Genomic DNA, 21,551 nt, shown 5'->3' with positions numbered 1-21,551 from the left:
GGATCAAACCTGACAGAAATGAAAACGCGCGCCAAGGGGATGACACGCGTTTGTCCACAGCGAATTGTTGAACTTGTGGATTATTGCTGCAAACACAGCTCCAGCCATGCGGCAGCAAGATCCTTCTTGCGAATATCGCGCATCTTCTGCTCATAGACCCACGGTGTGATAAGCGGGATTGCAGCGTTGTAGTTATCCGGCCATGTCGGGCTTGAGGCAGCAACGGCATCCGGCACGTCCCGCTCTTTCACCCTATCAAGTCGCGCTTGCTGAATGGCTGCGACAACGTCGGCCTGGTATTGGCAATCTTGATTCTTGGCTTCCTGAGCCGCCAAGGGTGTGGCCGCTAGCAAGGCCACTATTGCTATTCGCAACACGGTAGTCTCCCGGATTCGATTCCTTCTGGCCAGCTTACCCGCCCCCGGGCACCCCTGCCATCGTCCATTTGCACCCGTCCGGAATACACCCTGAAATTACAAGGGCGGCCGAATATGCAGCCGACCGCCCCAATTGCGCATGCGTCAGAGACCCTTGGCCCGGTAACTTTTGGAAACGCGATCAATGGCCACGATATAAGCGGCCGTTCGCAAATCCTCGACATCGTCGCGGCTGTGCCAGACTTCGCGCATGGACTGGTAGGCGATGCGCATCGTGTCATCCAGACCCGAACGTACCAGCTCCAGCTCGTCCGCGCCTTTCAGATACTTGGTCTTGAAGCCCGGCGTCATGGACCACGCATCCCCCAGATAGCGATCCAATCGTTCAAGCTCGCTGACAATAAGCTCATGCCGCGCTTCTTCTTGTCGGCGTTGCATTCGACCGAAACGGATATGACTGAGGTTCTTGACCCACTCAAAATAGGAAACGGTCACACCTCCGGCATTTGCGTACATGTCCGGTATGATAACGACCCCCTTCTTGCGCAGAATTTCGTCTGCTCCGGCTGTAACAGGCCCATTCGCCGCCTCGATGATCAAAGGAGCATGTATCCGATCAGCGTTGGACAGATTGATGACCCCTTCCAGCGCAGCAGGGATCAGGATGTCGCACTCTGCCTCCAGAACCGCCGCACCGTCTGCCGAATGGGTTGCGTCCGGGTAGTCGCTTACGCCGCCGTGCTTGACGATCCACTGCCGAACGGATTCGACGTCTATGCCGTCGGGGTTATAGAGTGCTCCGTCCCACTCAATGATCCCGACAATGCGGCTGCCGTCCTCCTCGCTCAGGAACTTTGCGGCGTGGTAGCCCACATTCCCCAGCCCTTGCACGACAATGCGCTTGCCATCCAGCTTTCCGGACAGGTTCGCCTTTTGAACGTCCTCAGGATGACGGAAAAATTCGCGCAGAGCGTACTGGATACCACGGCCCGTCGCTTCGACCCGCCCGGCGATTCCCCCGGCATTGAGGGGTTTGCCGGTCACGCAGGCACGTGAGTTGATATCCGTGGTGTTCATGCGGGCGTATTGATCCGCCATCCAAGCCATCTCACGCTCACCCGTGCCCATGTCTGGTGCCGGGACGTTCTGCGAGGGGTTGATCAGGTCGCGTTTCGCCAGTTCATAGGCAAACCGGCGGGTGATCTGCTCAAGCTCGTGTTCTTCATATTGGCGAGGATCAATACACAATCCACCCTTGGACCCGCCAAAAGGCGTTTCAACCAGCGCGCACTTATACGTCATCAAAGCGGCCAGCGCCTCGACCTCGTCCTGATTCACGGCCAAGGCATAGCGAATGCCACCCTTCACCGGCTCCATATGTTCCGAATGGACCGACCGGTAACCTGTGAACGTATGGATATCGCCACGAAGCCGCACCCCGAAACGGACGGTATATGTGGCGTTGCAGACCCGGATCTTTTCTTCAAGCCCCGGAGGTAAATCCATCAGGGACGCTGCCCTGTTGAACATCAGGTCTACACTCTCGCGAAAACTGGGTTCTTTTGTGGCCGTCATTTAAACCTCCGTGCCAAAGAACGACTGGCGTCCTGACGTTTTGTCGCACCCCTTTCGTAAACGATCAATATTTAAGCAAAAATAAAACATCAAAATCCCCGCAATTTTTCGTGCCCCGACCGAGTCGCCGTTTTCAAACCCTGTTCAGAATTGTTCCCAGACTGAACACAGAGGTCGCCAGAAAACTCTGATTATCCCCTCTCCGCCCGGAAAAGGGCCCAATCCAAGGCTTTTTCGCCCAAATCCCGCCACGTTTCGGCGCTAATTTTCTCGCGTTAACATTTCCTTAGCAGAAGTGAGCTTCTGTTCAGCGAGGTCAGAAAATGATTAAGCGCGCTATTCTCAGCGGAATTGGAAGATTTGGACTAAACACTTCAACGACCCGCACGTTCGCTAAACGCGAAGACGGGACGTTCACTATTTTTGTGCTATTGGGTTTCATTATTATTTTCGCCACCACCGGAATTGGTGTCGATGTTATGAACTATGAGCGTGACCGCGCCAATTTGCAGTCAACGCTGGATCGTGCAGTGCTTGCCGCCGCTGACCTTGACCAGAAACTTCCCGCCAAGGACGTCGTTGCTTCGTATTTGGAAAAAGCGGGGCTGGAAGGGAAGCTCGTTGGTGAGCCCATCGTAATCGAAGGGCTGGGGTCCAAGACGGTTTCCGCCGTCGCCGAAACAAAGGTCAGAACTCACTTCATGAGCTTTTCGGGTGTCGACTCTTTGACGGCCCGCGCTGCCAGCACAGCGGAAGAAGCAGTCGGTGCCGTGGAAATCTCATTGGTGCTCGATATGTCCGGGTCGATGAACGAAGATTCGGCCGAGGCCGGGAAAACCAAGATCCAGGTGCTCCGGGATGCCGCCAAGCAATTTGTGACGCTGATGCTGCAGAAGCAGGACGCAGACAGGGTCTCGATGTCGATCATCCCCTACGCGACCCAAGTGAACGCCGGAGAGGAAATTCTGGGCAAATTCACTAACGTCACCTCCGAACACAGCTACTCTCACTGCCTGAACTTTTCGTCGACACAGTTCAACAATGCGGCGCTGGACCCGGATGCATCCTTCCAGCGTACAGCACATTTCGACCCCTTCCGGTACACAAACGGGGCCGAGCAGTTCCCCAAGTACCCGGTCTGCCCAGTTCGTACCGGAAGTGAGATTACGGCCGTAACCGACGATGTTGATGTCCTGCATGACAGAATTGACGCGCTGACTGCGAAAGGTAACACGTCGATTGATGTCGGTATGAAATGGGGATCCGCCATGCTGGATCCTCAGTTTCGCAGTGTTATCGAAAGTCTTTCCGAGGATGGCAGCGTCCCTGCGAAGTTCAACACCCGTCCACTGAGCTATGACGATGACGTTCTGAAGATCGTCATTGTCATGACAGACGGAAAGAACACCACCCAGTACATGTTGAACTCCAGCTATCGTAGCGGAAAGTCGAACGTCTGGTACAATCCCGAATACGACAGAGGCAACGGCAAGAAAGGCGAATACAGTGTTCGCTATAGGCGAAACCCTGATCGCTGGGTCTGGATGCAGCACACCGAGCGTAAGGGCAGCTATGTGACCGCTGATCACCCGTTCGGAAATCCCCCGAACGAGAACACCTCAAATCAGGAAGTCGGAACATCTGAACGCCTATCCTATCCAGAGTTGTTCAACCTTGCGTCCACCTGGTGGAATGCAAAGAACAACTATTACTGGCAGAATAACCACGAAAACAACTGGCACTACGGAATTCGGTCGTCGGTCGGCTCGTCCACAAAGAATACGCGCACCAAAAACATCTGCGGCGCGGCCAAGAACAAGGGCGTGATCGTTTACGGAATTGCCTTTGAAGCGCCAACTGAGGGTCTTACAACCATCAAAAACTGCGCGAGTTCGGACAGTCACGTCTACGAAGTGGACGAGTTTGACGATCCCGAGGGCATCTCTTTGGAAGAGGCATTTGCATCCATCGCTTCTTCGATCAAGAAACTGAGGTTGACGCAATGATACTCAAACCGCTGGCAAGGTTGCTGAAGTTCCGAAAAGCTGAGACCGGTACAGTGACGGTTGAATTCGTCCTGATTTTTCCGGCCTTCCTGTTCTTCATTCTCAGTGCCGTTGAGTATTCGCTTGTCACGTTGCAGCAGGCGATGCTTGAACGCGCGGTCGATCAGTCCGTTCGGGATATTCGTCTGGGGACAGGAACCAGCATGACCCATGATCAGATCAAGGACTCAATCTGCAACAAAACCATCATGGTCCGCGAGTGTGACAAGAACCTGCGCCTTGAGATGATCATCCAGAACGCATTCGTAGGAGTTGACCTGCCGCCAGAAGCTGACTGCACAGACAACTCGGAAGAAGTGAAGCCAGTGCGCCAGTTCAAGCAGGGCCAATCGAACGAGCTTATGATCCTACGTGCCTGCGCGAGGATCGATCCTGTGTTTCCGACCTCTTCCATGGGGCGCGCGCTGGCTGACGAAACCGGACAGATCGCGTTGACCGCCACAACCGCATTCGTACAGGAGCCTTGATAGACCGATGTCTCTTACCGCGATGTTGAGAAAATTTTTCACCCGTACCGCACGCGATGAAAGCGGGCTGCTCACGGTCGAAGCTGTTCTGATTTTCCCTATGATGCTGTGGACCGTCACGGGGGCTTTCACGTTTTTTGACGGATTTCGCCAAAGCGCGTCGAACTTGAAAGCGGCCTATACGATCGGTGACCTTATTTCGCGTGAAACACAAACGATAACCGATACTTATATCGACTCGCTTCACGAACTGACATTGCGCATGGTCAACAACGGTTCAGAAATGAAGCTACGTGTGTCGCTTATCGTTTTTGATGAAGAAGATGACCGGCACTACGTAAGGTGGTCAACGCAACGCGGCTTCGACGAAGTTTGGGATGACGGCAACATCGAAAATATGCGGACAAGCCTGCCGCCGATGCCGGATCAGGACACGCTGATCATTGTTGAGACATCTAACAAGTATGAACCCGTCTTCGGATCAGGTTGGGTCGCCGACGACTATACTTTCCAGAACTTTGTGTTTACTCGGCCTCGCTTTACCAACGAGATCGCCGCCGACGTGTGATTCAGGCTCTTTCTGCGATCATCGCAGACAGCATTTCTGACATGAACTTGGTTTCCGCTGCGGCGGTCATTCCACCTATGCCGACACGTTGCCCAAGACGCCACCATAGCCCCGGTGCCCAGGCGTTTTCTTCTTTAGTGCGGGTGCGAACAAGAAACCCGTTCGACGGTTTGAAAGCGAACACACCGCGATCAATGGCTTCAATGTCCTGAACCCGTGCTATCACCCTGCCCGTTCCGGTTCGCAGCTCTGTTTGCGTCAATTCGATCCAGTCATCCGTCGCATGCCACATACGATAGGCAAGCCAAAATGCGGCTGCTCCGACGACAAACAGGAATACTTGCCACACGGGTTCCGGCGGCGTTGCCATAGCCACGTACAACACCATTGCACCAACCACAGCCAACATGCCAACGCCAAGCCATCGTCTGGGTGTCGACGCCTTTACCTTGGCCAGAACTTCTTGCTGCATGTCCATCCCCTGCTTGGTTTTGACCGGGTGTAGCGGCTTTCCACGACAAACAACAGAGGGGGCGTCACTGCGAATTTTTGCACACTGTACGTGCCCGACCGCAAATTGACGCTGATTGCGCACAGATTACATGATCAGCGAAGTATCAGGAGGCTGCAATGTCACTAAGACCAACCTTGGAAACCCGAAAATCCGTACCAACAATGGAGGGCGCAGGCGTCAAACTGCATCGCGCGTTCGGGTTTCAGGATCCGTCCGAACTTGACCCGTTTCTTCTGTTTGACGATTTTCGGAACGAGCGCCCGCAGGATTATCAGGCTGGTTTCCCGTGGCACCCTCATCGGGGCATCGAAACGATCACCTATGTCTTGTCCGGAACAGTTGAGCACTCGGACTCACTGGGAAATTCCGGAACGCTGGGCGCAGGGGACGTGCAGTGGATGACCGCTGGCTCGGGAATCCTTCACCAAGAGATGCCAAAAGGGAACGCGGTGGGTCAGATGCACGGGTTTCAACTGTGGGGCAACTTGCCGTCTGACCAGAAAATGACGGCTCCGCGGTATCAGGATGTTCAAAGCCAGGACATCCCCGAGATCACAGATGACGATGGAACAACGGTTCGTGTCATCGTCGGCGAGTTCTGGGGGAAGACAGGCCCTGTAGACGGTATCGCCGCCGATCCGCAATATCTTGATATTCAGATTCCGGCCGGAGTGAAAAAGACATTTCGTATCGATACCTACCGCAGGGCATTTGCCTATGTTTTTCAGGGGCAAGCGGCATTTGCGGACGCATCTCAACCCACCGGTGTTCTGCTAGAGAAGGAAGTCGCGGGGCAAGAGGTCAACATCCGCGATATGTCAGGTGACCGGACACTGGTTCGTTTCGGAACCGGAGATGAGATCACCGTTCAGGCCGGTCCTGAAGGTGTGCGATTTCTGCTGATTTCCGGCGCACCGATAGATGAACCGGTCGCGTGGCATGGGCCGATTGTCATGAACACCCAGGCCGAGCTTGAGCAGGCATTCAGAGAGTTGCGTAACGGCACCTTCATTCAGCCCGCTCATTGATCACGCGGTCACTGACCGTCGGACCATGTCCCAATAGACTCGCTCGACCTCATCCAAGGAAAGGCGTCCGCCTGCGCGATACCACGTCATCACACCGTTCAGCATGGCGATGACGGCCAATGTTGCGATTTTCGTGTCCGTGATCGCGAACAAACCTGCCGCCTGCCCCTGCTGGAGGATCGTTTCGAGCGAGTCTTCGTAGTCGCGCCGCAATGCCTCGATCTCCGTGAAATTGTCGGGGGTCAGGTTGCGCAATTCCATATAGGCGATGAAAACTTCGTCGGGCCGTTCAAGGTGAAAGCGTATATGGAAACCAACAAAACGGCGCAGGGCTTCCTCTGCGTTTTCAGGTTTGTCCAAGTTGGCGTAGGTCGAAAGCAGATCTTTCATGTGGTCGTACATCAACCGGTATAAAAGACTCTGCTTGTCCGGAGTGTAGTTGTACAACGCCCCAGCCTGCACGCCGACATCCGCCGCAATCTGACGCATGGAAACAGCTGCATAGCCATGTCGCGCGAACAGTTTGAGTGCTGCTTTGCGAATACGAGGGCCGGTAATATCGGAATGTGAACCTTGTGTGCGTGCCATATCTCAACAGTATATGAACGTTTGTTCAGATAGAACCCTCCTTGAACGAACACTTCAAAAGGTGCATCACGGGATCACGGATTACCTATGGGGCTAGCATGAAACCGTTGCCACTACTGATCTTGATGCTCTGCTGTGCAGGTTGTGCTGATTTTTCAGAACTGGACGACAGCGAACCCGCCAGCTTGAAATCGGCGCGCTACCCCAAACTGATACCTTTGCAGGAAAACCTGGGGCCACCAATAGACCCGGTCAACGAAGCGTCCGAGGTTGAAGAAGACCTGACAGCGCGACGTGATGAGCTGCAGAAAAAGGCGGATCGGCTGCAAAGCGAACAAATCAACTGACCAAGTGTTTGTCGTGGCGCACCACGCATTGCACCCTTTCGCCGAACCCGCTAAGGCAGCGTTGAACGGGCGAAACCCGTCATTCAAGAATTTCGAGCGGAAAGGAACCCACGGGATGACACAGGCGCTGCGGCTGGGAATTGCGGGCTTGGGAACAGTCGGCGTGGGCGTCGTCAAGATCGTGCGCCGTCATGCGGACCTGCTGCAGGCGCGGACAGGACGCGCAGTGGAAATCGTGGCTGTGTCCGCACGAGACGCAAGCAAGGACCGTGGCGTCAATCTTTCCGACTACGGCTGGGAAACCGACCCGGTCGCTTTGGCCAAGCGCGATGATATCGACGTGTTTGTCGAGTTGATGGGCGGCGAAAACGGCCCGGCCAAAGCCTCGGTCGAGGCTGCGCTGGCAAGCGGCAAGGATGTGGTCACCGCGAACAAGGCACTGCTGGCAATCCACGGTCAGGAACTGGCGGAAAAGGCCGAGGCCGCTGGCCGGGTCATTCGTTTTGAAGCCGCCGTCGCCGGTGGCATTCCGGTCATCAAGTCCCTGACCGAAGGGCTTGCTGGCAACGAGATCACCCGCGTGATGGGGGTGATGAACGGCACGTGCAACTATATCCTGACGCGAATGCAGTCGCAGGAACTCGGCTATGACGCTCTGTTCGAGGAATGCGCGCAGTTGGGATATCTTGAGGCCGATCCAAATCTGGACGTTGGCGGCATCGACGCGGCGCACAAACTGGCCCTGCTGTCTTCGATCGCCTTTGGCACCAAGCCGAATTTCGACGGGATCGAGATCGAAGGTATCCAGCAAATCAGCCTCGACGACATTCATCAGGCAGATGACATGGGATACCGGATCAAGCTGTTGGGCGTCGCACAGCGAACCGCGCGCGGGCTGGAACAGCGGATGCAGCCCTGTCTGGTGCCCAGCGGCTCACCTTTGGGACAGCTCGAAGGTGGAACGAACATGGTCGTGATCGAAGGCGACGCAGTGGAACAGGTTGTCCTGCGCGGCCCCGGCGCGGGCGAAGGACCAACGGCCAGTGCAGTGATGGGAGACATCTGCGATCTGGCGCGCGGACTGCAAATTCCGACGTTTGGACGCCCTGCCACATCGCTTCAGGATGCGGCCCCGGCGATTACGGGCCTACCTGCGCCTTATTACCTGCGTCTTGCGTTGCTCGACAAACCCGGCGCGCTGGCCAAAGTTGCCGCTATTCTGGGTGATGCCGGTGTGTCCATCGACCGTATGCGTCAATACGGACATTCCGAAAGCACCGCGCCCGTTTTGATCGTCACACACAAAACGACCCGAGCCACGCTTGACGTTGCGCTGGAAGGGTTCCGCGAGACTGACGTTGTTGCTGGAGAGCCCGTTGCGCTGCGGATTGAAGAAGTTTGACCCTTGCGACCTGCACAAGACGCAGGATATGCCCTAGAAAACGCCCATACTGAGCTAAGGATACTGAAAAATGAGTGCTGCCAAGATTGATTTCAACGACCGCCTGCTGTCACTGGGCCTTGCACGGGTGGCAGAACAGGCCGCACTCGCGTCGGCATCTCTGGTGGGGCGTGGGGATGAAAAGGCCGCAGATCAGGCTGCTGTGAACGCCATGCGCGAACAGTTGAACCTGCTGGACATCGCGGGTGTCGTTGTCATCGGTGAGGGCGAGCGCGACGAAGCTCCGATGCTGTATATCGGCGAAGAGGTTGGCACCGGCAACGGCCCCGGCGTTGATATCGCGCTGGACCCGCTGGAAGGCACCACACTGACCGCCAAGGACATGCCCAACGCGCTGACCGTGATCGCTATGGGTCCGCGCGGTTCAATGCTGCACGCGCCTGACGTCTACATGGACAAGCTGGCCGTTGGCCCGGGCTTCCCCGAGGGTGTCGTCAACCTGGATATGAGCCCGCGTGAACGGGTTGAGGCTCTGGCCAAGGCAAAGGGGTGTGAGCCTGCCGACATCACCGTCTGCATTCTTGAGCGCCCCCGTCATGAGGCAATGATCGCCGAGGTGCGCGAAACCGGCGCGTCGATCCGTTTGATCACCGACGGTGACGTTGCTGGCGTGATGCACTGCGCCGAAAGCGAAGTGACCGGCATCGACATGTATATGGGTCAAGGCGGCGCGCCCGAAGGTGTGCTGGCTGCTGCTGCTCTGAAATGTATGGGCGGTCAGATTTTTGGCCGCCTGCTGTTCCGCAACGATGACGAACGTGGACGTGCGGCCAAGGCGGGCATCACCGATCTGGACCGCGTTTATGCTCGGGATGAGATGGTGACAGCCGACGTAATCTTTGCCGCAACCGGCGTAACCGGCGGCTCACTGCTGCCGCGCATCAAACGCGAGCCGGGCTGGGTTGAGACCACCACCCTGCTGATGCGGTCGAAAACCGGATCGGTCCGGCGCATGTCCTATCGCACACCGATGTGGTCGCACGACAACGCCTAATCGGTGCGCAAGTCGATCCAAGCAATCATAAAGGCCGGGTCCGAGAGGGTCCGGCCTTGGCATATCAGGGGCAGGTCATGAGCTTTCTAGGGGTTGAACAGTCATTGTCCGGGCGGCGCTGGGTCGGCCCCTCGGCGGATGTGGAACGCGCGACCGAGATGTTGGTGCAACAGGCGGGTCTGCCACGTGCGGTCTGTCAGGTTCTGGCACGGCGTGGAGTTCCCGCAATGGAGGCCACCGGGTTCCTGGACCCTAAGCTGAAGGAACTGTTGCCCGATCCGCGCGCGATGAAGGATATGGAGGTCGCCGCCACCCGTTTTCTGACGGCGGTGCGCACCAAGCAGCGGATTGCTGTTTTTGCCGACTACGACGTGGATGGCGGCAGTTCGGCAGCTTTGTTGCTGGTCTGGCTGCGGCAGATGGGGATTGAGGCGACGCTTTATGTCCCCGACCGGATTGATGAGGGCTATGGCCCCAACGTGCCCGCGATGCAGGAACTTGCCGCGCGTCACGACCTGATCATCTGCGTCGATTGCGGCACGCTCAGCCATGAACCGATTGCGGCGGCTAAAGGCGCGGATGTGATTGTGCTGGATCACCATTTGGGCGGCGAGACCCTGCCCGATTGCGTGGCTGTGGTGAACCCGAACCGGCAGGATGAAAGCGGCGATCTGGGTTACCTCTGCGCGGCTGGTGTCGTCTTTCTGATGCTGGTTGAGGCCGGGCGGCAACTGCGCGAGGCCGGGGCCAAGGGGCCGGATCTGATCTCTCTGCTGGATCTGGTGGCGCTGGCGACTGTGGCGGATGTGGCCCCTCTGATCGGGGCGAACCGGGCGCTTGTGCGGCAAGGGTTGAAGGTGATGGCCCAGCGGCAGCGGCCCGGTCTGGTGGCCTTGTCGGATGTGGCGCGGATGGATTCGGCCCCCAACAGCTATCATTTGGGGTTCCTGCTGGGACCGCGCGTGAATGCCGGAGGGCGGATCGGTCAGGCCGATCTTGGCGCGCGGCTGCTCAGCACCGAATCGGCACACGAGGCCGAGGCGCTGTCGCAGCGGCTGAACGAATTGAATACCGAACGTCGCGATATTGAAAACGCCGTGCGTGCCGCCGCCATGGAGCAGGCCGAAGAACGCGGGTTGGATGCGCCCTTGGTCTGGGCCGCGGGTGAAGGCTGGCATCCGGGTGTCGTCGGCATCGTCGCCTCGCGCCTGAAAGAGACCGCGAACCGCCCCGCCATCGTGATCGGCTTTGACGGGGATGAGGGTAAAGGATCGGGCCGCTCGGTCTCGGGTGTCGATCTGGGGGCTTCGATTCAGCGCTTGGCGGCCGAGGGGCTGCTGGTCAAAGGCGGCGGGCACAAGATGGCTGCCGGGCTGACCGTGATGCGCGATCAATTGGAGCCGGCAATGGCGCGGCTGTCCGAGTTGCTGGCAAAACAAGGCGCGGGCGAAGGCGGTCCGGCCGACCTGAAACTGGACGGCACCCTGATGCCGGGCGCGGCCACGGTGGACCTGATCGAACAAATCGAAAAAGCAGGCCCGTTCGGAGCCAGCGCCCCTGCCCCACGCTATGCCCTGCCCGACCTGCAGGTGCGCTTTGCCAAACGTGTGGGCGAATCACATCTGAAACTGTCATTATCCGATGGCGTGGGCGCAGGGCTCGACGCCATCGCCTTTGGCGCGTTCGACGGGCCGATGGGTGAAAAGCTGTCCAACCACGGCGGCGCGCGGTTCCATTTCGCCGGACGGCTTGAGGTTAACACATGGGGCGGACGGCAATCCGTGCAGCTCAGGCTAGAGGACGCGGCCGAGGCCCATTAGCCCCGCGCCCGGCCCTGCCAAAAAACTTTCACATCCCTGCATTTTTCGGCTTGCGGGGGTGATAGGTAAACCGTAAAAGGCGCTCCACAAGCTAACGTGGCCCGTTCGTCTATCGGTTAGGACGCCAGGTTTTCAACCTGGAAAGAGGGGTTCGATTCCCCTACGGGCTACCACTTGTGCTTGTATCGCCTAAATGGCCCGTTCGTCTATCGGTTAGGACGCCAGGTTTTCAACCTGGAAAGAGGGGTTCGATTCCCCTACGGGCTACCACTTCCTTACACTCCGAATTTATCGCGGCACAGGTCTTGGATCTGACCCCATGTGGACTTGAACTCCGGCGTGTTTTCAGCCGCGTAGTGGAAATTTTTCATCAAACCCGTCAGTTGGGTAAAGACCTGCCGCACCTCTGCCTTGTCGGTGAATTCCGCGCTGGATTGTGTCACGCCGTAGACCAGCTTGAACGTCATCTTCTGCCGCTCAAGAGGCACGGTCGCATCCACCTTATCGAACGCATCTTGCTGCAGATACACCATGTCCACGAACAGCGCCTTTTGCTGAGTGACAAAGTCCTCAATCGTGACGCCCTCTTCGCCCGTCACCTGCATCATCTGGTCAACCTGCTCGCCCTTTTCGATCAAAGCCAGAAGATCACGAACCTTCCCAGTCCACCCTGCTTCGGCGTTGGCATCGTACCAGTCAGACAACTGATCCAGATAACGCGACCAGCTTAGCATCGGGTCCACCGCTGGATAGAATCGTTTATAAGCCCGCTCGGACGACAGGCCGAGGAAGCATTTCACCGTAGACAGGGTCGACTGAGTGACCGGTTCGTCAAAGTTGCCGCCAGCGGGCGAGACTGTTCCGATCAATGTCAGGCTGCCCAGATCGCCATCATTGGTCTTCAAGGCGCCCGCGCGTTCGTACAACCCTTTGATCGAGCTTTCCAAATAGGCGGGAAACCCCTCTTCGCCCGGAATCTCTTCCAGCTTACCGGACGTCTCGCGCATGGCCTGCGCCCAGCGGCTTGTACTGTCGGCGATCAACAGAACGTCATACCCCATCTGGCGGTAATACTCGCCCAGAGTGATGCCGGTGAAAATCGACGCCTCGCGCGCAGCGACGGGCATGGACGACGTGTTGCAGATGATGATTGTCCGGTCCATGAGGCTGCCGCCCGAGGTCGGGTCGGTCATCTTTGGGAATTCACTAATGGTTTCAACCACCTCACCTGCGCGTTCTCCGCAGGCGACAACGATGACGATGTCCACCTGGGCGTTGCGGGCGATCAGGTTCTGCAACACCGTCTTACCAGCACCAAACGGTCCCGGAATACAGGCGGTTCCACCCCGGGCAATGGGGAAGAATGTGTCGATCAGGCGCTGAGATGTCAGCACCGGCTCGGTTGGATACAGCCTCTCGGACAGTGCGCGTTTCAAAACGCCCTCGGGCAATGGGCGTCGCACTGGCCACTTCTGTGAGAGGGTCAGAGTATGCTCTCCGCCCTGTTCATCCTCAAGCCGCGCCACGATATCGTGGATCGTGGCCGCTCCCTTCTGGACCCAGACGACCTTATAGTCGCCAACCCAGTTAAACGGCAGCATGATCTTATGCTCAAACCTGCCCTCGGGCACCGTTCCGATACTGTCCCCAGCTTGAACGGTATCGCCAACCTTGACAGTCGGTGAGAACGACCACTTGGCCTGATCATCCAACGGGGCCACGTCCGCACCGCGCGGCAGGAAGGTGCCGAACTCGGACGCGACTTTCGGCAATGGGGATTGCAGGCCGTCAAACACCTGACCCAACAATCCCGGCCCCAGTTCGACCGACAGCAATTGCCCGGATTGTTCGACCGGATCGCCCACAGCGACGCCATCCGTGCTTTCATAGACCTGCACGTCCGCCGTATCGCCGCGCACGCGCAGAACTTCGGCCTTCAGGCGTTCCTGACGACCTCCGGGGCCGAGGCGTGTCGGCAGGATAAAGACGACCTCGTTTTTAACCAACTGCCCGGGGTGACCTTCTGCGTCGGGTTTTGCTTCGATCTGAACCAGCCCCTCCTGGACCGAGACAACACGGGCGGTGGCGGTTTGAGTGGATGGAGTTGGGGCGGTCATGCGTAAGCTCCCTCAAAGTCGATATCGGCGACGTCGGCCATGGCCTGTTGCGCCAGTTTTTCAAATCGTGCTGCTGCCTCCTGTGCGCTGCTTTGCGCCCAGCGGTCGAAGATATTCCAGATCAGCACATAGATCGCCACGGCCTCAAAATCGAAAAGGTGCCGTGCGGCGTGGCGCTTTAACTGTTTGTGACTTATCGACAAAAGCAGTCTTTCCAGCCCCAGCGGATCCTTGGATTCCAACAACTGACGAGCCTCTTTGATCCAGGGCATGGCTGCATCCAGCCCGAAACCGGGATCATTCCAATGCGCGGGGACGTGGCGGCTCCATCGTCCGAAACCAAAGGAGGTGGCAGGCGGGGCCTCCCCCCGATCCCGAAGCCGCAAAGCGGCAACAACGGTGCGCAAGTCCATCCGTTCGATAAGCAACTTTTTCAATGTTGGTTGCGGGATGTCATCCAACGCCGTCTTGCAACGCGCGATCGCCTGATCGTCCGTGACGCCCATGTCGTAATCGTTCCAGTTCAGAGCGTGCTCTAACACGCGAAGAACCCGCGCATCTTCGGCTGCCAACGCCTTTAACCGGCGATCCAGCCGCAGTCGTGACAGAGGCGGCTGCTTGGCAACAAACAACCGTTCCGAGCCGGGCAAACTGCTGATCAGCGCGATATAGGCGTCCGGGTCCGACATGTCAGCGGATCACACCTTCCAGCACGGCGCGGAATCTGGGTTGCAGATGCTCCATCAACAGCGAGGCTACGGCTTTGTCCGTGAGGTCCAGCACGACGCCTTGTTCCTCGGCCTGAATTCGGATGCCATCCTGCGTATCGTCTGACGCGTGCAACTCGACTTGTTCCCGCAGCATTTCAGCGGTCAAACCCAGCACGTATTTGGTCAATTTGCCGGACTGGATATCGTCGGCGTTCTGCTTGATATCTTCCTGAGTGGCCACTTTCGCGGGCAGGATCACCTGCACTTTACCGTCCAGTTTGGCACCTGCTGCGGCCCGCCCAACAACCTCAAGGATCATCTGTTTCAGCATCTCAGGATCCGCCATTTCCTTGGTGACGAGGCGCTCGACATCCTTGCGGAAGCGGTCGGTCAGACCGGCTTTCATGGTCAACACGGCATCGCGCATCGCGGTGTTCAGCGCCTCTTCTCCAGCCGCGCGGTAATTGTCCGAGTCGGCGCGGGCTTTCTTCTGATGCGCCTCAGCCTCGCGCTTGGCATCTGCGAGGATCTTGGCGGCCTCAGCCTTAGCCTCTGCGCGCAACTTCTCGGCCTCTGCCTGACCTGCGGCAACCCCGTCATTTCGCAGCTTGTCGATCAGGGCATCAACGCCGTGAGAGATCATGCCATCCTGTGCCATCAGCTAATCCCCGCGCTGATGACCAATGCGAATACGAAGGCGAAAACGCCAAACCCCTCGATGATCGCCGCCGGAGCAAGCGCCAAGCCGAAGATTTCAGGTTTCTCTTTCGTTGCATTGATCGCCGCGGCGCAGGCCCGACCCTGCCAGATACCACAATACATAAGCGCGATGCCTGAAAGGATACCGATCCCGAACAGCCCGCCTGCATTTTCGGACGTCACCTCGCGGTTCAGGGTAAACATGATGACGATCCCGTAGATCACCATCGTAGACGGGAATGCCGAAACACCGACGAACCGACCATAGCCGCCTTCGGTTTCCGTCATCGCGCCGATGCTGGCCTGACCAGCGATGGCGCACCCAATGGCGCTTGCCGCTGCGCCCAACGCCATTGGCGCGTAGATACCCAGCCAACCCAATGTCAATACAAGCTCATTCATTCCTGTACCTCCTTGCGGGCGAACGGGCGAAAGACGATGCCTTCATCCGGCAGACCCCATTTAAAGAATTCGATGTAATTGAGACGTAATCCGTGAACGACGCCGCTCATCATAGCGAGGGCAAAGTTCAGAATATGGCCGACGATCAGGATCAGCAGGCCGAACAGAATGCCCGGACCCTTCATTGCCTGCATCACCGAAACAGCCAGATCATTGAACGTGATCGCAAGCGACGCCGAGGCCAGCCCCAGCGCAAACAGCCGCATATAGCTGAGCACATCGCCAAAGGCACCCATCGCACCGGCAAGGCTTTGCAGCCCATCAATCAAGCGCCAAAGCCAATCGATTGGATTGCGTACAACCCTCTCACTTGAGAACAGTACAATGGCCAGAACACCCGCAGCCAATACAACCGCCCCCGGCACCATCGACCCGCCCTTCATATAGCTGAGCCACAGAATAAACCCGCCGATCAAGGCTCCGATCCAGCCGAGGTTTGCAACGGCCCTCCGCTGCCCCCACGCCGCGCGCGCGGCCAACGCATTGGCCAACACCAGATGCAATACACCCACCACGATCGAAATCATCATCATCGCGCCAAAGTTGTTGAGGTCCAGTATCTTGAGCTTGGCCCAAACCGTGCCTTCGGCCGGTGATGCACCGAAATAGCTTCCGACCAGCACACCGTAGACAATCGTGGCACCGGAAATGATTACTCCATACTGGCGCCATGACCTTTCACCTGGCGTTTTGCCCATCCGTTTCCAGAACGCCAGCAAGCCCAGCAGAATAACCGCTCCGTACCCAGCATCCGCCACGATCATGGCAAAGAAAAACGCGAACGAGGCGGCGACGATGATGCTTGGGTCCCAGTCTTTGTACCCCGGCACCTGATAGAACAGGGCAAGGTCAACTGCCGCGCTTCGGTTTTCCGGTTGCTCTAGCAGGGTCGGCGGATTGTCGTCTGGCCCCGGTTCTTCGATCAGAACAGCGGCGTCCTTGGATTTGGCCATGTCCAGCACAGCCTCGATACGGTCCTCGGGCACCCAGCCCTGCAACGCGAACATCGCCTCCGCATCGCGGACCTTCTGGGTCGCATGGGCCAGTTCCGCAGCACTTTCTGCCGCTGACAGGTTCCGGCGCATCAGGGTCAGATAACGTGTCTGGGCAACCCGTTCGGCCTCAAGCGCTTCAATCGCGATCTCAGCCTCCTCTAGTTGCGCCTCCAATTCGTGAATCGGCAAAGACCCGGTGTGAGTACGCGGCACCGGCAAGATGTCGTCGCCCGGATCATCGGGCGCAATCAGAACGGCGTAAATATACCGATGGTCTTCCTGCAAAATCGCCCAAGGCAGATTGATGTCCGACAATGCCTCGCGATGTTTCAGGGGAAGCTGATAGAACCACAGCCGATTGCCCGCCAGCACATCGGTCGGCGGGAAATCCAGATCCCCCCAAGGGCGTACCCGCGCGATCCGGTAGGCCAGAAAATCCCGACGATCCGTCATATCGCGGATGCGCTGCATCAGGTCCAAAACATCGCGAACGAACTGATCCATCTTAAACGCGGGATCACGTTGAATCTGTCGGCGCGGTTCGGGCACATCCGTCAGGAACCGCAGCGCCTTATACGCATGACGCGCCCCGCGTTCGCTAATCTTTTCGGGCTCGGCGGGCGGAGGCGCAAGCGGCAGCACATGCATACAGCCCAGCTCTTGCAACGCCTCCAGCGTGTCGCCCTTCTGCGCGGCCGGGCCGACAAGAGACAGTTTTTTCAGCCGCGCGACGCTCATGTCAGCGCCTCCTGCGCATGTTTGCGCTTGGAGATTTTCGAGCGCACAACCGCCTGCATCTGCTCATCGCTCAGATAGATGCGGATTTTCTTGATATTGGCCTTGGCGCGCGGGATCAGAACCTTCTCGAACAGGTTGACGCGCTGCGTGATCGTGGCCACGGCCTTGTCAAAAATTCGCACCCTCTCCTCGGCGACTTTGACGCGCAGCCGCGCCTCGATCATGTCATGCAGCAAGCTGGCGGCGGCATCGACCCAATGGGGTTTCGCCAACACCGAATAAGGCCGCACCGCAACCTCGATCCGGTCCAGATCGGGCATCTTGACGCCGACCACGTTGACCTCTTTCAACTGGTAATCCTTCAGCTCGACCAGCCCATCCAGATCGACGCCCTGCTGCGCCAGCATCGGCAGTTTTTCCCCGACCTGCTGCGCCAGATCATGCACCTCTTGCTGCAGGCGTTGCACGTCTTCGCGCGCCTTGGCGCGTTCCGCCATCAACTGCTGGCGCTTGAGGTCCAGCGACGGCAGGAACCGCTCATAGCTTTTCAGCTGTGTCTGCTGGCGGGCCAGCGACGATTTATTCAGCTGCAACCGCGCCATCGGTATCCTTTGGGAAATACTTGTCGACCAGAGCCTGTTTCATCAGCAACTGCTCGGGCTGGAAACACTCGGCCAGCGTTTTCCACCCCAGATCCAGCGCATCCTCAAGCGGGATCGAGACGTTGATATCCATGAACCGAGCCCTGAACAGCGCACCGAATTTCAGCAACTGGTGATCGTAATCCGACAGATCAAACGCCATCGCCTGTTTTTGCGCGGCGTCGCGACTTTCGGAATAGAACCGGATCATCGTATTCATGATCTGCCCGTGATCTTCGCGCGTGGTTTTACCGATCACATTCTGCTTGAGGCGTGAAAGGCTGCCGAACGGGTCAATCACCCCCGAATGCAGGTAAAACTGCCCCTCGGTGATATAGCCGGTGTTGTCGGGCACGGGATGGGTTACATCATTGCCGGGCATCGTCGTCACGGTCAGAACCGTGACCGAGCCGCCCTTGGCATAGTCGCACGCTTTCTCATACCGCCGCGCCAACTGGGAATAGAGATCGCCCATATAGCCACGCTGCGAGGGCACGCGTTCCTGACTGATCCCCACCTCTTTCATCGCGTCGGCATAGGCGGTCATGTCGGTCAGCAGGACCAGCACGCGCTTGCCTTCCTCAACCGCGAATTTCTCGGCCACGGCTAGCGCCATATCAGGCACCAGCAACCGTTCGACCAGCGGATCCATCGCCTGATTGACGAACATCACCGTGCGCGAGAACACGCCTGCATCCTCGAACGACGTGCGGAACGTGTGGTAATCGTCAAAGATCAGCCCCAGCCCGCCAAAGACCACGATATCCGCATCCGCCTGAATACCGATCCGGCTGAGGAAAGCATTGAACGGCTCGCCCGAGACAGAAAAGATCGGGATTTTCTGGCTTTCAACCAGCGTGTTGAACACGTCGATCATCGGCACATCGGTGCGGATCATCTTGTTGGGCACCGCGCGCTCGGACGGATTCACGGTCGGCCCGCCAATGTCGATCCGTGGCTCGGACGACAAGTCCGGCCCGCCATCAATCGCCACCCCTGCCCCATCAAAGACGCGGCCCAGAATGTTGGACGAATAAGGTGTCTGCATCGGGTGGCCCAGAAAAGTCGCAGTCGCCTCGGTCGAGATGCCCTTGGTGCCCGAAAACACCTGCAAGGTCACCACGTCTCGGTCGATGAAGATTGCCTGAGCCAACGTTTTGTGGCCGTCGACCGTTTCAATCACGGCCAAATCGTTGAACCGGACCGCCGCGTCGGTTTCGCCGTCCAGCGGCACCCTGACTTTGATTGTGTCCCCGACAATTTCCAGAACACGCGTGTACTTTAAAAGACTTTGGGACATCACTTATCCTCAGTCATCTAAAAGAAATTTATTGAAGCCACGACGCCGGGCAAAATCCCCCAAAACGAGTGAATCCACGGTCAGCTTACAAAGAATCAAGCACTTGGCAAGAAAAGATGCAGTTTAGTCTCGCCTCAGCCTCAATCGCAGAAAACACTGCGTGGCTACGCCAGAATATCCCAAAAAACATATAAATAACAATTTATTAACTCGCGGTAACTTCAAGTACTAAAAAATTAGTTTGACAGCAAAGCTGGAAATCGCTGATGCTGATCGCCATCCGGTCCGCGCCGGATCACATAATCTTTGGGAGGAGACAGATGCGGAGACATCTACTTTCCGCAGTGGCGGCGGCGGCCGTCATTGCGGGGCACGGTCCTGCTTGGGCCGACGAAGCCGCAGCGCAACGTTGGATTGACGACGAATTCCAGCCATCGACCCTGTCGAAAGACGAACAGATGGGTGAAATGAAATGGTTCATCGAAGCTGCACAGCCCTACGCCGGCATGGAAATTAACGTCCTGTCCGAGGGTATCCCAACCCATTCCTACGAGTCCGAGGTTCTGACCAAGGCGTTCGAGGAAATCACCGGCATCAAGGTCAACCACCAGATCCTCGGTGAAGGTGAAGTGGTTCAGGCTGTGCAAACACAGATGCAGACCGGACGGAACCTGTATGACGGCTATGTCAACGACAGTGACCTGATCGGCACCCACTCGCGTCTGCAATTGGCCTATCCGCTGACCGACATGATGGAAGGCGACTGGGCGGCAACAACCTCGCCGACGCTGGATCTGGGTGACTTCATGGGTATCCAGTTCACCACCGGTCCCGACGGCAAGCTGTATCAGCTACCCGACCAGCAGTTCGCCAACCTCTACTGGTTCCGCAAGGACTGGTTCGATGACGAAGCGAACAAGGCGGCCTTCAAAGAAAAGTACGGCTATGATCTTGGCGTTCCGGTCAACTGGTCCGCATACGAAGACATCGCCGAATTCTTCACCAATGACGTGAAAGAAGTCGACGGTGTTGCGATCTATGGACACATGGACTACGGCAAACGCGCGCCTGACCTGGGCTGGCGCATGACCGACGCCTGGCTGTCAATGGCCGGTGCCGGTGACGTGGGCGAGCCGAACGGCGTCCCGGTCGACGAATGGGGCATCCGCATGGAAGCGGGCACCTGTAACCCCGTCGGCGCGTCGGTGTCGCGCGGTGGTGCGGCCAATGGCCCGGCTGCGGTTTATGCGATCCGTAAGTGGGATGAGTGGCTGCGGAACTATGCGCCTCCGGGTGCGGCGTCGTATGACTTCTACCAGTCGCTGCCGGCGCTTAGCCAAGGCAACGTGGCCCAGCAGATCTTCTGGTACACCGCCTTTACCGCCGACATGGTGAAGCCGAAGTCCGAAGGCAACAACACCGTGGATGACGAAGGCACACCGCTGTGGCGGATGGCGCCCAGCCCGCACGGCCCCTATTGGGAAGAAGGCCAGAAGGTTGGTTATCAGGACGTGGGGTCGTGGACCTTCCTGAAATCGACGCCTGAAGATCGTGCTCAGGCGGCGTGGCTCTATGCTCAGTTCGTGACGTCGAAAACTGTCGATGTGAAGAAGTCCCACGTGGGTCTGACCTTCATCCGCGACAGCTCGGTCAACCACGAGTCGTTCACCGAACGCGCACCCAAGCTGGGTGGTCTGGTCGAGTTTTACCGCTCGCCCGACCGTGTGGCATGGTCGCCGACCGGCATCAACGTGCCGGACTATCCAAAGCTGGCCCAAATCTGGTGGCAGCAGATCGGTGACGTGAACTCGGGCGCGTTCACCCCGCAAGAGGCGATGGACCGTCTGGCCGAAGAAATGGACATCACCATGGCCCGGATGCAGGCCGCAGATGAAAGCGCCGGTGTCTACGGCGGCTGTGGTCCGCGTCTGAACGAGCCGCAGGACCCCGCTTTCTGGCTAGAGAAGGCCGGTTCGCCCAAGGCCAAGCTTGAGAACGAAAAGCCGCAAGGCCAGACCGTCAACTATGACGAACTGGTTCAGCGCTGGCAGGCTCAGTAAACGCAACACCGTAGGCCGGGCTC

The 21,551-nt window shown here is 57.8% G+C and carries 20 protein-coding genes and 2 tRNA genes; 11 read left to right on the top strand and 11 right to left on the bottom strand.

Features of this window, described 5'->3' with window-relative positions; genetic code table 11:
* Window positions 1-80 precede the first annotated feature (80 nt).
* Both ACR0KS_RS03425 and ACR0KS_RS03420 read right to left on the bottom strand, forming a co-directional pair.
* On the bottom strand, window positions 81-377 hold the full coding sequence (locus ACR0KS_RS03425; protein ID WP_170562675.1) for a hypothetical protein: 297 nt from the start codon (window positions 375-377) through the stop codon (window positions 81-83).
* Window positions 378-521: 144 nt separating this feature from the next.
* On the bottom strand, window positions 522-1,952 hold the full coding sequence (locus ACR0KS_RS03420; protein ID WP_170410518.1) for a Glu/Leu/Phe/Val family dehydrogenase: 1,431 nt from the start codon (window positions 1,950-1,952) through the stop codon (window positions 522-524).
* Between the two features lie 323 nt (window positions 1,953-2,275).
* Between ACR0KS_RS03420 and ACR0KS_RS03415 the strand changes: the two genes are divergently transcribed.
* The 3 genes from ACR0KS_RS03415 to ACR0KS_RS03405 are packed head-to-tail and all read left to right on the top strand — an operon-like array spanning window position 2,276 to window position 5,053.
* Complete coding sequence (locus ACR0KS_RS03415) at window positions 2,276-3,958, top strand: TadE/TadG family type IV pilus assembly protein (RefSeq protein WP_170562672.1); 1,683 nt, start codon at window positions 2,276-2,278, stop codon at window positions 3,956-3,958.
* Window positions 3,955-4,485 carry a TadE/TadG family type IV pilus assembly protein gene (locus ACR0KS_RS03410; RefSeq protein WP_480681099.1) on the top strand — a complete coding sequence of 177 codons (531 nt, stop codon included), beginning with the start codon at window positions 3,955-3,957 and terminating at the stop codon, window positions 4,483-4,485. The genes ACR0KS_RS03415 and ACR0KS_RS03410 overlap by 4 nt, the downstream gene beginning before the upstream one ends.
* 7 nt (window positions 4,486-4,492) lie before the next feature.
* Window positions 4,493-5,053 carry a pilus assembly protein gene (locus tag ACR0KS_RS03405; protein ID WP_170562669.1) on the top strand — a complete coding sequence of 187 codons (561 nt, stop codon included), beginning with the start codon at window positions 4,493-4,495 and terminating at the stop codon, window positions 5,051-5,053.
* A gap of 1 nt (window position 5,054) precedes the next feature.
* Here the strand turns inward: ACR0KS_RS03405 and ACR0KS_RS03400 are convergent, their stop codons facing one another.
* Window positions 5,055-5,525 carry a hypothetical protein gene (locus ACR0KS_RS03400; RefSeq protein WP_170562666.1) on the bottom strand — a complete coding sequence of 157 codons (471 nt, stop codon included), beginning with the start codon at window positions 5,523-5,525 and terminating at the stop codon, window positions 5,055-5,057.
* Window positions 5,526-5,683: 158 nt separating this feature from the next.
* On the opposite strand from ACR0KS_RS03400, the gene ACR0KS_RS03395 reads away from it, so the two are divergent.
* Window positions 5,684-6,595: a pirin family protein gene (locus ACR0KS_RS03395; protein ID WP_170482878.1), complete on the top strand. Its 912-nt coding sequence runs from the start codon at window positions 5,684-5,686 to the stop codon at window positions 6,593-6,595.
* Here the strand turns inward: ACR0KS_RS03395 and ACR0KS_RS03390 are convergent, their stop codons facing one another.
* On the bottom strand, window positions 6,596-7,183 hold the full coding sequence (locus ACR0KS_RS03390; RefSeq protein WP_170383568.1) for a TetR/AcrR family transcriptional regulator: 588 nt from the start codon (window positions 7,181-7,183) through the stop codon (window positions 6,596-6,598). It lies immediately after the preceding gene.
* A 98-nt stretch (window positions 7,184-7,281) separates the two neighbouring features.
* On the opposite strand from ACR0KS_RS03390, the gene ACR0KS_RS03385 reads away from it, so the two are divergent.
* The 6 genes from ACR0KS_RS03385 to ACR0KS_RS03360 all read left to right on the top strand — a co-directional run bounded on the left by ACR0KS_RS03385 (window position 7,282) and on the right by ACR0KS_RS03360 (window position 12,076).
* Window positions 7,282-7,530, top strand: a complete 249-nt coding sequence (locus tag ACR0KS_RS03385; RefSeq protein ID WP_170562663.1) for a hypothetical protein — start codon at window positions 7,282-7,284, stop codon at window positions 7,528-7,530.
* A gap of 115 nt (window positions 7,531-7,645) precedes the next feature.
* On the top strand, window positions 7,646-8,932 hold the full coding sequence (locus ACR0KS_RS03380; RefSeq protein ID WP_170563381.1) for a homoserine dehydrogenase: 1,287 nt from the start codon (window positions 7,646-7,648) through the stop codon (window positions 8,930-8,932).
* A 70-nt stretch (window positions 8,933-9,002) separates the two neighbouring features.
* The gene (glpX, locus tag ACR0KS_RS03375; protein ID WP_170383564.1) at window positions 9,003-9,986 is read left to right on the top strand and encodes a class II fructose-bisphosphatase; all 984 of its coding nucleotides are present in this window, start codon (window positions 9,003-9,005) and stop codon (window positions 9,984-9,986) included.
* Between the two features lie 77 nt (window positions 9,987-10,063).
* A complete protein-coding gene (gene recJ / locus ACR0KS_RS03370) occupies window positions 10,064-11,806 on the top strand; it encodes a single-stranded-DNA-specific exonuclease RecJ (RefSeq protein WP_170562661.1) in 1,743 nt (580 codons plus the stop codon).
* 98 nt (window positions 11,807-11,904) lie between these two features.
* A tRNA-Glu gene (locus tag ACR0KS_RS03365) sits at window positions 11,905-11,979 on the top strand.
* Between the two features lie 22 nt (window positions 11,980-12,001).
* Window positions 12,002-12,076 (top strand) — tRNA-Glu (locus tag ACR0KS_RS03360).
* Between the two features lie 5 nt (window positions 12,077-12,081).
* On the opposite strand, the gene ACR0KS_RS03355 is transcribed toward ACR0KS_RS03360, so the two are convergent.
* Genes ACR0KS_RS03355 through ACR0KS_RS03325 form a run of 7 tightly spaced genes read right to left on the bottom strand, consistent with a single transcriptional unit; the run spans window position 12,082 to window position 19,468 of the window.
* Window positions 12,082-13,923, bottom strand: coding sequence for a V-type ATP synthase subunit A (locus tag ACR0KS_RS03355; RefSeq protein WP_170562658.1), 1,842 nt, complete (start codon window positions 13,921-13,923; stop codon window positions 12,082-12,084).
* Entirely contained in the window at window positions 13,920-14,612 is a 693-nt protein-coding gene (locus ACR0KS_RS03350) for a hypothetical protein (RefSeq protein WP_170562655.1), read from the bottom strand. The genes ACR0KS_RS03355 and ACR0KS_RS03350 overlap by 4 nt, the downstream gene beginning before the upstream one ends.
* Before the next feature lies 1 nt (window position 14,613).
* Window positions 14,614-15,291, bottom strand: coding sequence for a hypothetical protein (locus ACR0KS_RS03345; RefSeq protein WP_170410551.1), 678 nt, complete (start codon window positions 15,289-15,291; stop codon window positions 14,614-14,616).
* Window positions 15,291-15,734: an ATP synthase subunit C gene (locus tag ACR0KS_RS03340; protein ID WP_170562652.1), complete on the bottom strand. Its 444-nt coding sequence runs from the start codon at window positions 15,732-15,734 to the stop codon at window positions 15,291-15,293. The genes ACR0KS_RS03345 and ACR0KS_RS03340 overlap by 1 nt, the downstream gene beginning before the upstream one ends.
* Window positions 15,731-17,527 (bottom strand): V-type ATP synthase subunit I domain-containing protein, encoded by a 1,797-nt coding sequence (locus ACR0KS_RS03335; RefSeq protein WP_170803171.1) that lies wholly within the window; start codon window positions 17,525-17,527, stop codon window positions 15,731-15,733. The genes ACR0KS_RS03340 and ACR0KS_RS03335 overlap by 4 nt, the downstream gene beginning before the upstream one ends.
* A complete protein-coding gene (locus tag ACR0KS_RS03330; protein ID WP_170562644.1) occupies window positions 17,524-18,129 on the bottom strand; it encodes a V-type ATP synthase subunit D in 606 nt (201 codons plus the stop codon). Before ACR0KS_RS03330 ends, ACR0KS_RS03335 begins: the two co-directional genes overlap by 4 nt.
* Entirely contained in the window at window positions 18,107-19,468 is a 1,362-nt protein-coding gene (locus tag ACR0KS_RS03325; protein ID WP_170549073.1) for a V-type ATP synthase subunit B, read from the bottom strand. Before ACR0KS_RS03325 ends, ACR0KS_RS03330 begins: the two co-directional genes overlap by 23 nt.
* Window positions 19,469-19,788: 320 nt before the next feature.
* Here ACR0KS_RS03325 and ACR0KS_RS03320 point away from each other — a divergent pair, with 320 nt between their 5' ends.
* Window positions 19,789-21,528, top strand: coding sequence for an ABC transporter substrate-binding protein (locus tag ACR0KS_RS03320; RefSeq protein WP_170562641.1), 1,740 nt, complete (start codon window positions 19,789-19,791; stop codon window positions 21,526-21,528).
* Window positions 21,529-21,551 lie beyond the last annotated feature (23 nt).

The organism is Ruegeria sp. BC7 (assembly GCF_056539165.1).
Note: the sequence above shows the minus strand (reverse complement) of the source record. Positions and strands in the feature narration are given on the sequence as shown.

Excerpts from the sequence above, each read along its gene's own strand:
- ACR0KS_RS03420 (WP_170410518.1), bottom strand. The coding sequence starts at position 1,952 with ATGACGGCCACAAAAGAACCCAGTTTTCGCGAGAGTGTAGACCTGATG.
- ACR0KS_RS03415 (WP_170562672.1), top strand. The coding sequence starts at position 2,276 with ATGATTAAGCGCGCTATTCTCAGCGGAATTGGAAGATTTGGACTAAAC.
- ACR0KS_RS03410 (WP_480681099.1), top strand. The coding sequence starts at position 3,955 with ATGATACTCAAACCGCTGGCAAGGTTGCTGAAGTTCCGAAAAGCTGAG.
- ACR0KS_RS03405 (WP_170562669.1), top strand. The coding sequence starts at position 4,493 with ATGTCTCTTACCGCGATGTTGAGAAAATTTTTCACCCGTACCGCACGC.
- ACR0KS_RS03400 (WP_170562666.1), bottom strand. The coding sequence starts at position 5,525 with ATGCAGCAAGAAGTTCTGGCCAAGGTAAAGGCGTCGACACCCAGACGA.
- ACR0KS_RS03395 (WP_170482878.1), top strand. The coding sequence starts at position 5,684 with ATGTCACTAAGACCAACCTTGGAAACCCGAAAATCCGTACCAACAATG.
- ACR0KS_RS03390 (WP_170383568.1), bottom strand. The coding sequence starts at position 7,183 with ATGGCACGCACACAAGGTTCACATTCCGATATTACCGGCCCTCGTATT.
- ACR0KS_RS03385 (WP_170562663.1), top strand. The coding sequence starts at position 7,282 with ATGAAACCGTTGCCACTACTGATCTTGATGCTCTGCTGTGCAGGTTGT.
- ACR0KS_RS03380 (WP_170563381.1), top strand. The coding sequence starts at position 7,646 with ATGACACAGGCGCTGCGGCTGGGAATTGCGGGCTTGGGAACAGTCGGC.
- glpX (WP_170383564.1), top strand. The coding sequence starts at position 9,003 with ATGAGTGCTGCCAAGATTGATTTCAACGACCGCCTGCTGTCACTGGGC.
- recJ (WP_170562661.1), top strand. The coding sequence starts at position 10,064 with ATGAGCTTTCTAGGGGTTGAACAGTCATTGTCCGGGCGGCGCTGGGTC.
- ACR0KS_RS03355 (WP_170562658.1), bottom strand. The coding sequence starts at position 13,923 with ATGACCGCCCCAACTCCATCCACTCAAACCGCCACCGCCCGTGTTGTC.
- ACR0KS_RS03350 (WP_170562655.1), bottom strand. The coding sequence starts at position 14,612 with ATGTCGGACCCGGACGCCTATATCGCGCTGATCAGCAGTTTGCCCGGC.
- ACR0KS_RS03345 (WP_170410551.1), bottom strand. The coding sequence starts at position 15,291 with ATGGCACAGGATGGCATGATCTCTCACGGCGTTGATGCCCTGATCGAC.
- ACR0KS_RS03340 (WP_170562652.1), bottom strand. The coding sequence starts at position 15,734 with ATGAATGAGCTTGTATTGACATTGGGTTGGCTGGGTATCTACGCGCCA.
- ACR0KS_RS03335 (WP_170803171.1), bottom strand. The coding sequence starts at position 17,527 with ATGAGCGTCGCGCGGCTGAAAAAACTGTCTCTTGTCGGCCCGGCCGCG.
- ACR0KS_RS03330 (WP_170562644.1), bottom strand. The coding sequence starts at position 18,129 with ATGGCGCGGTTGCAGCTGAATAAATCGTCGCTGGCCCGCCAGCAGACA.
- ACR0KS_RS03325 (WP_170549073.1), bottom strand. The coding sequence starts at position 19,468 with ATGTCCCAAAGTCTTTTAAAGTACACGCGTGTTCTGGAAATTGTCGGG.
- ACR0KS_RS03320 (WP_170562641.1), top strand. The coding sequence starts at position 19,789 with ATGCGGAGACATCTACTTTCCGCAGTGGCGGCGGCGGCCGTCATTGCG.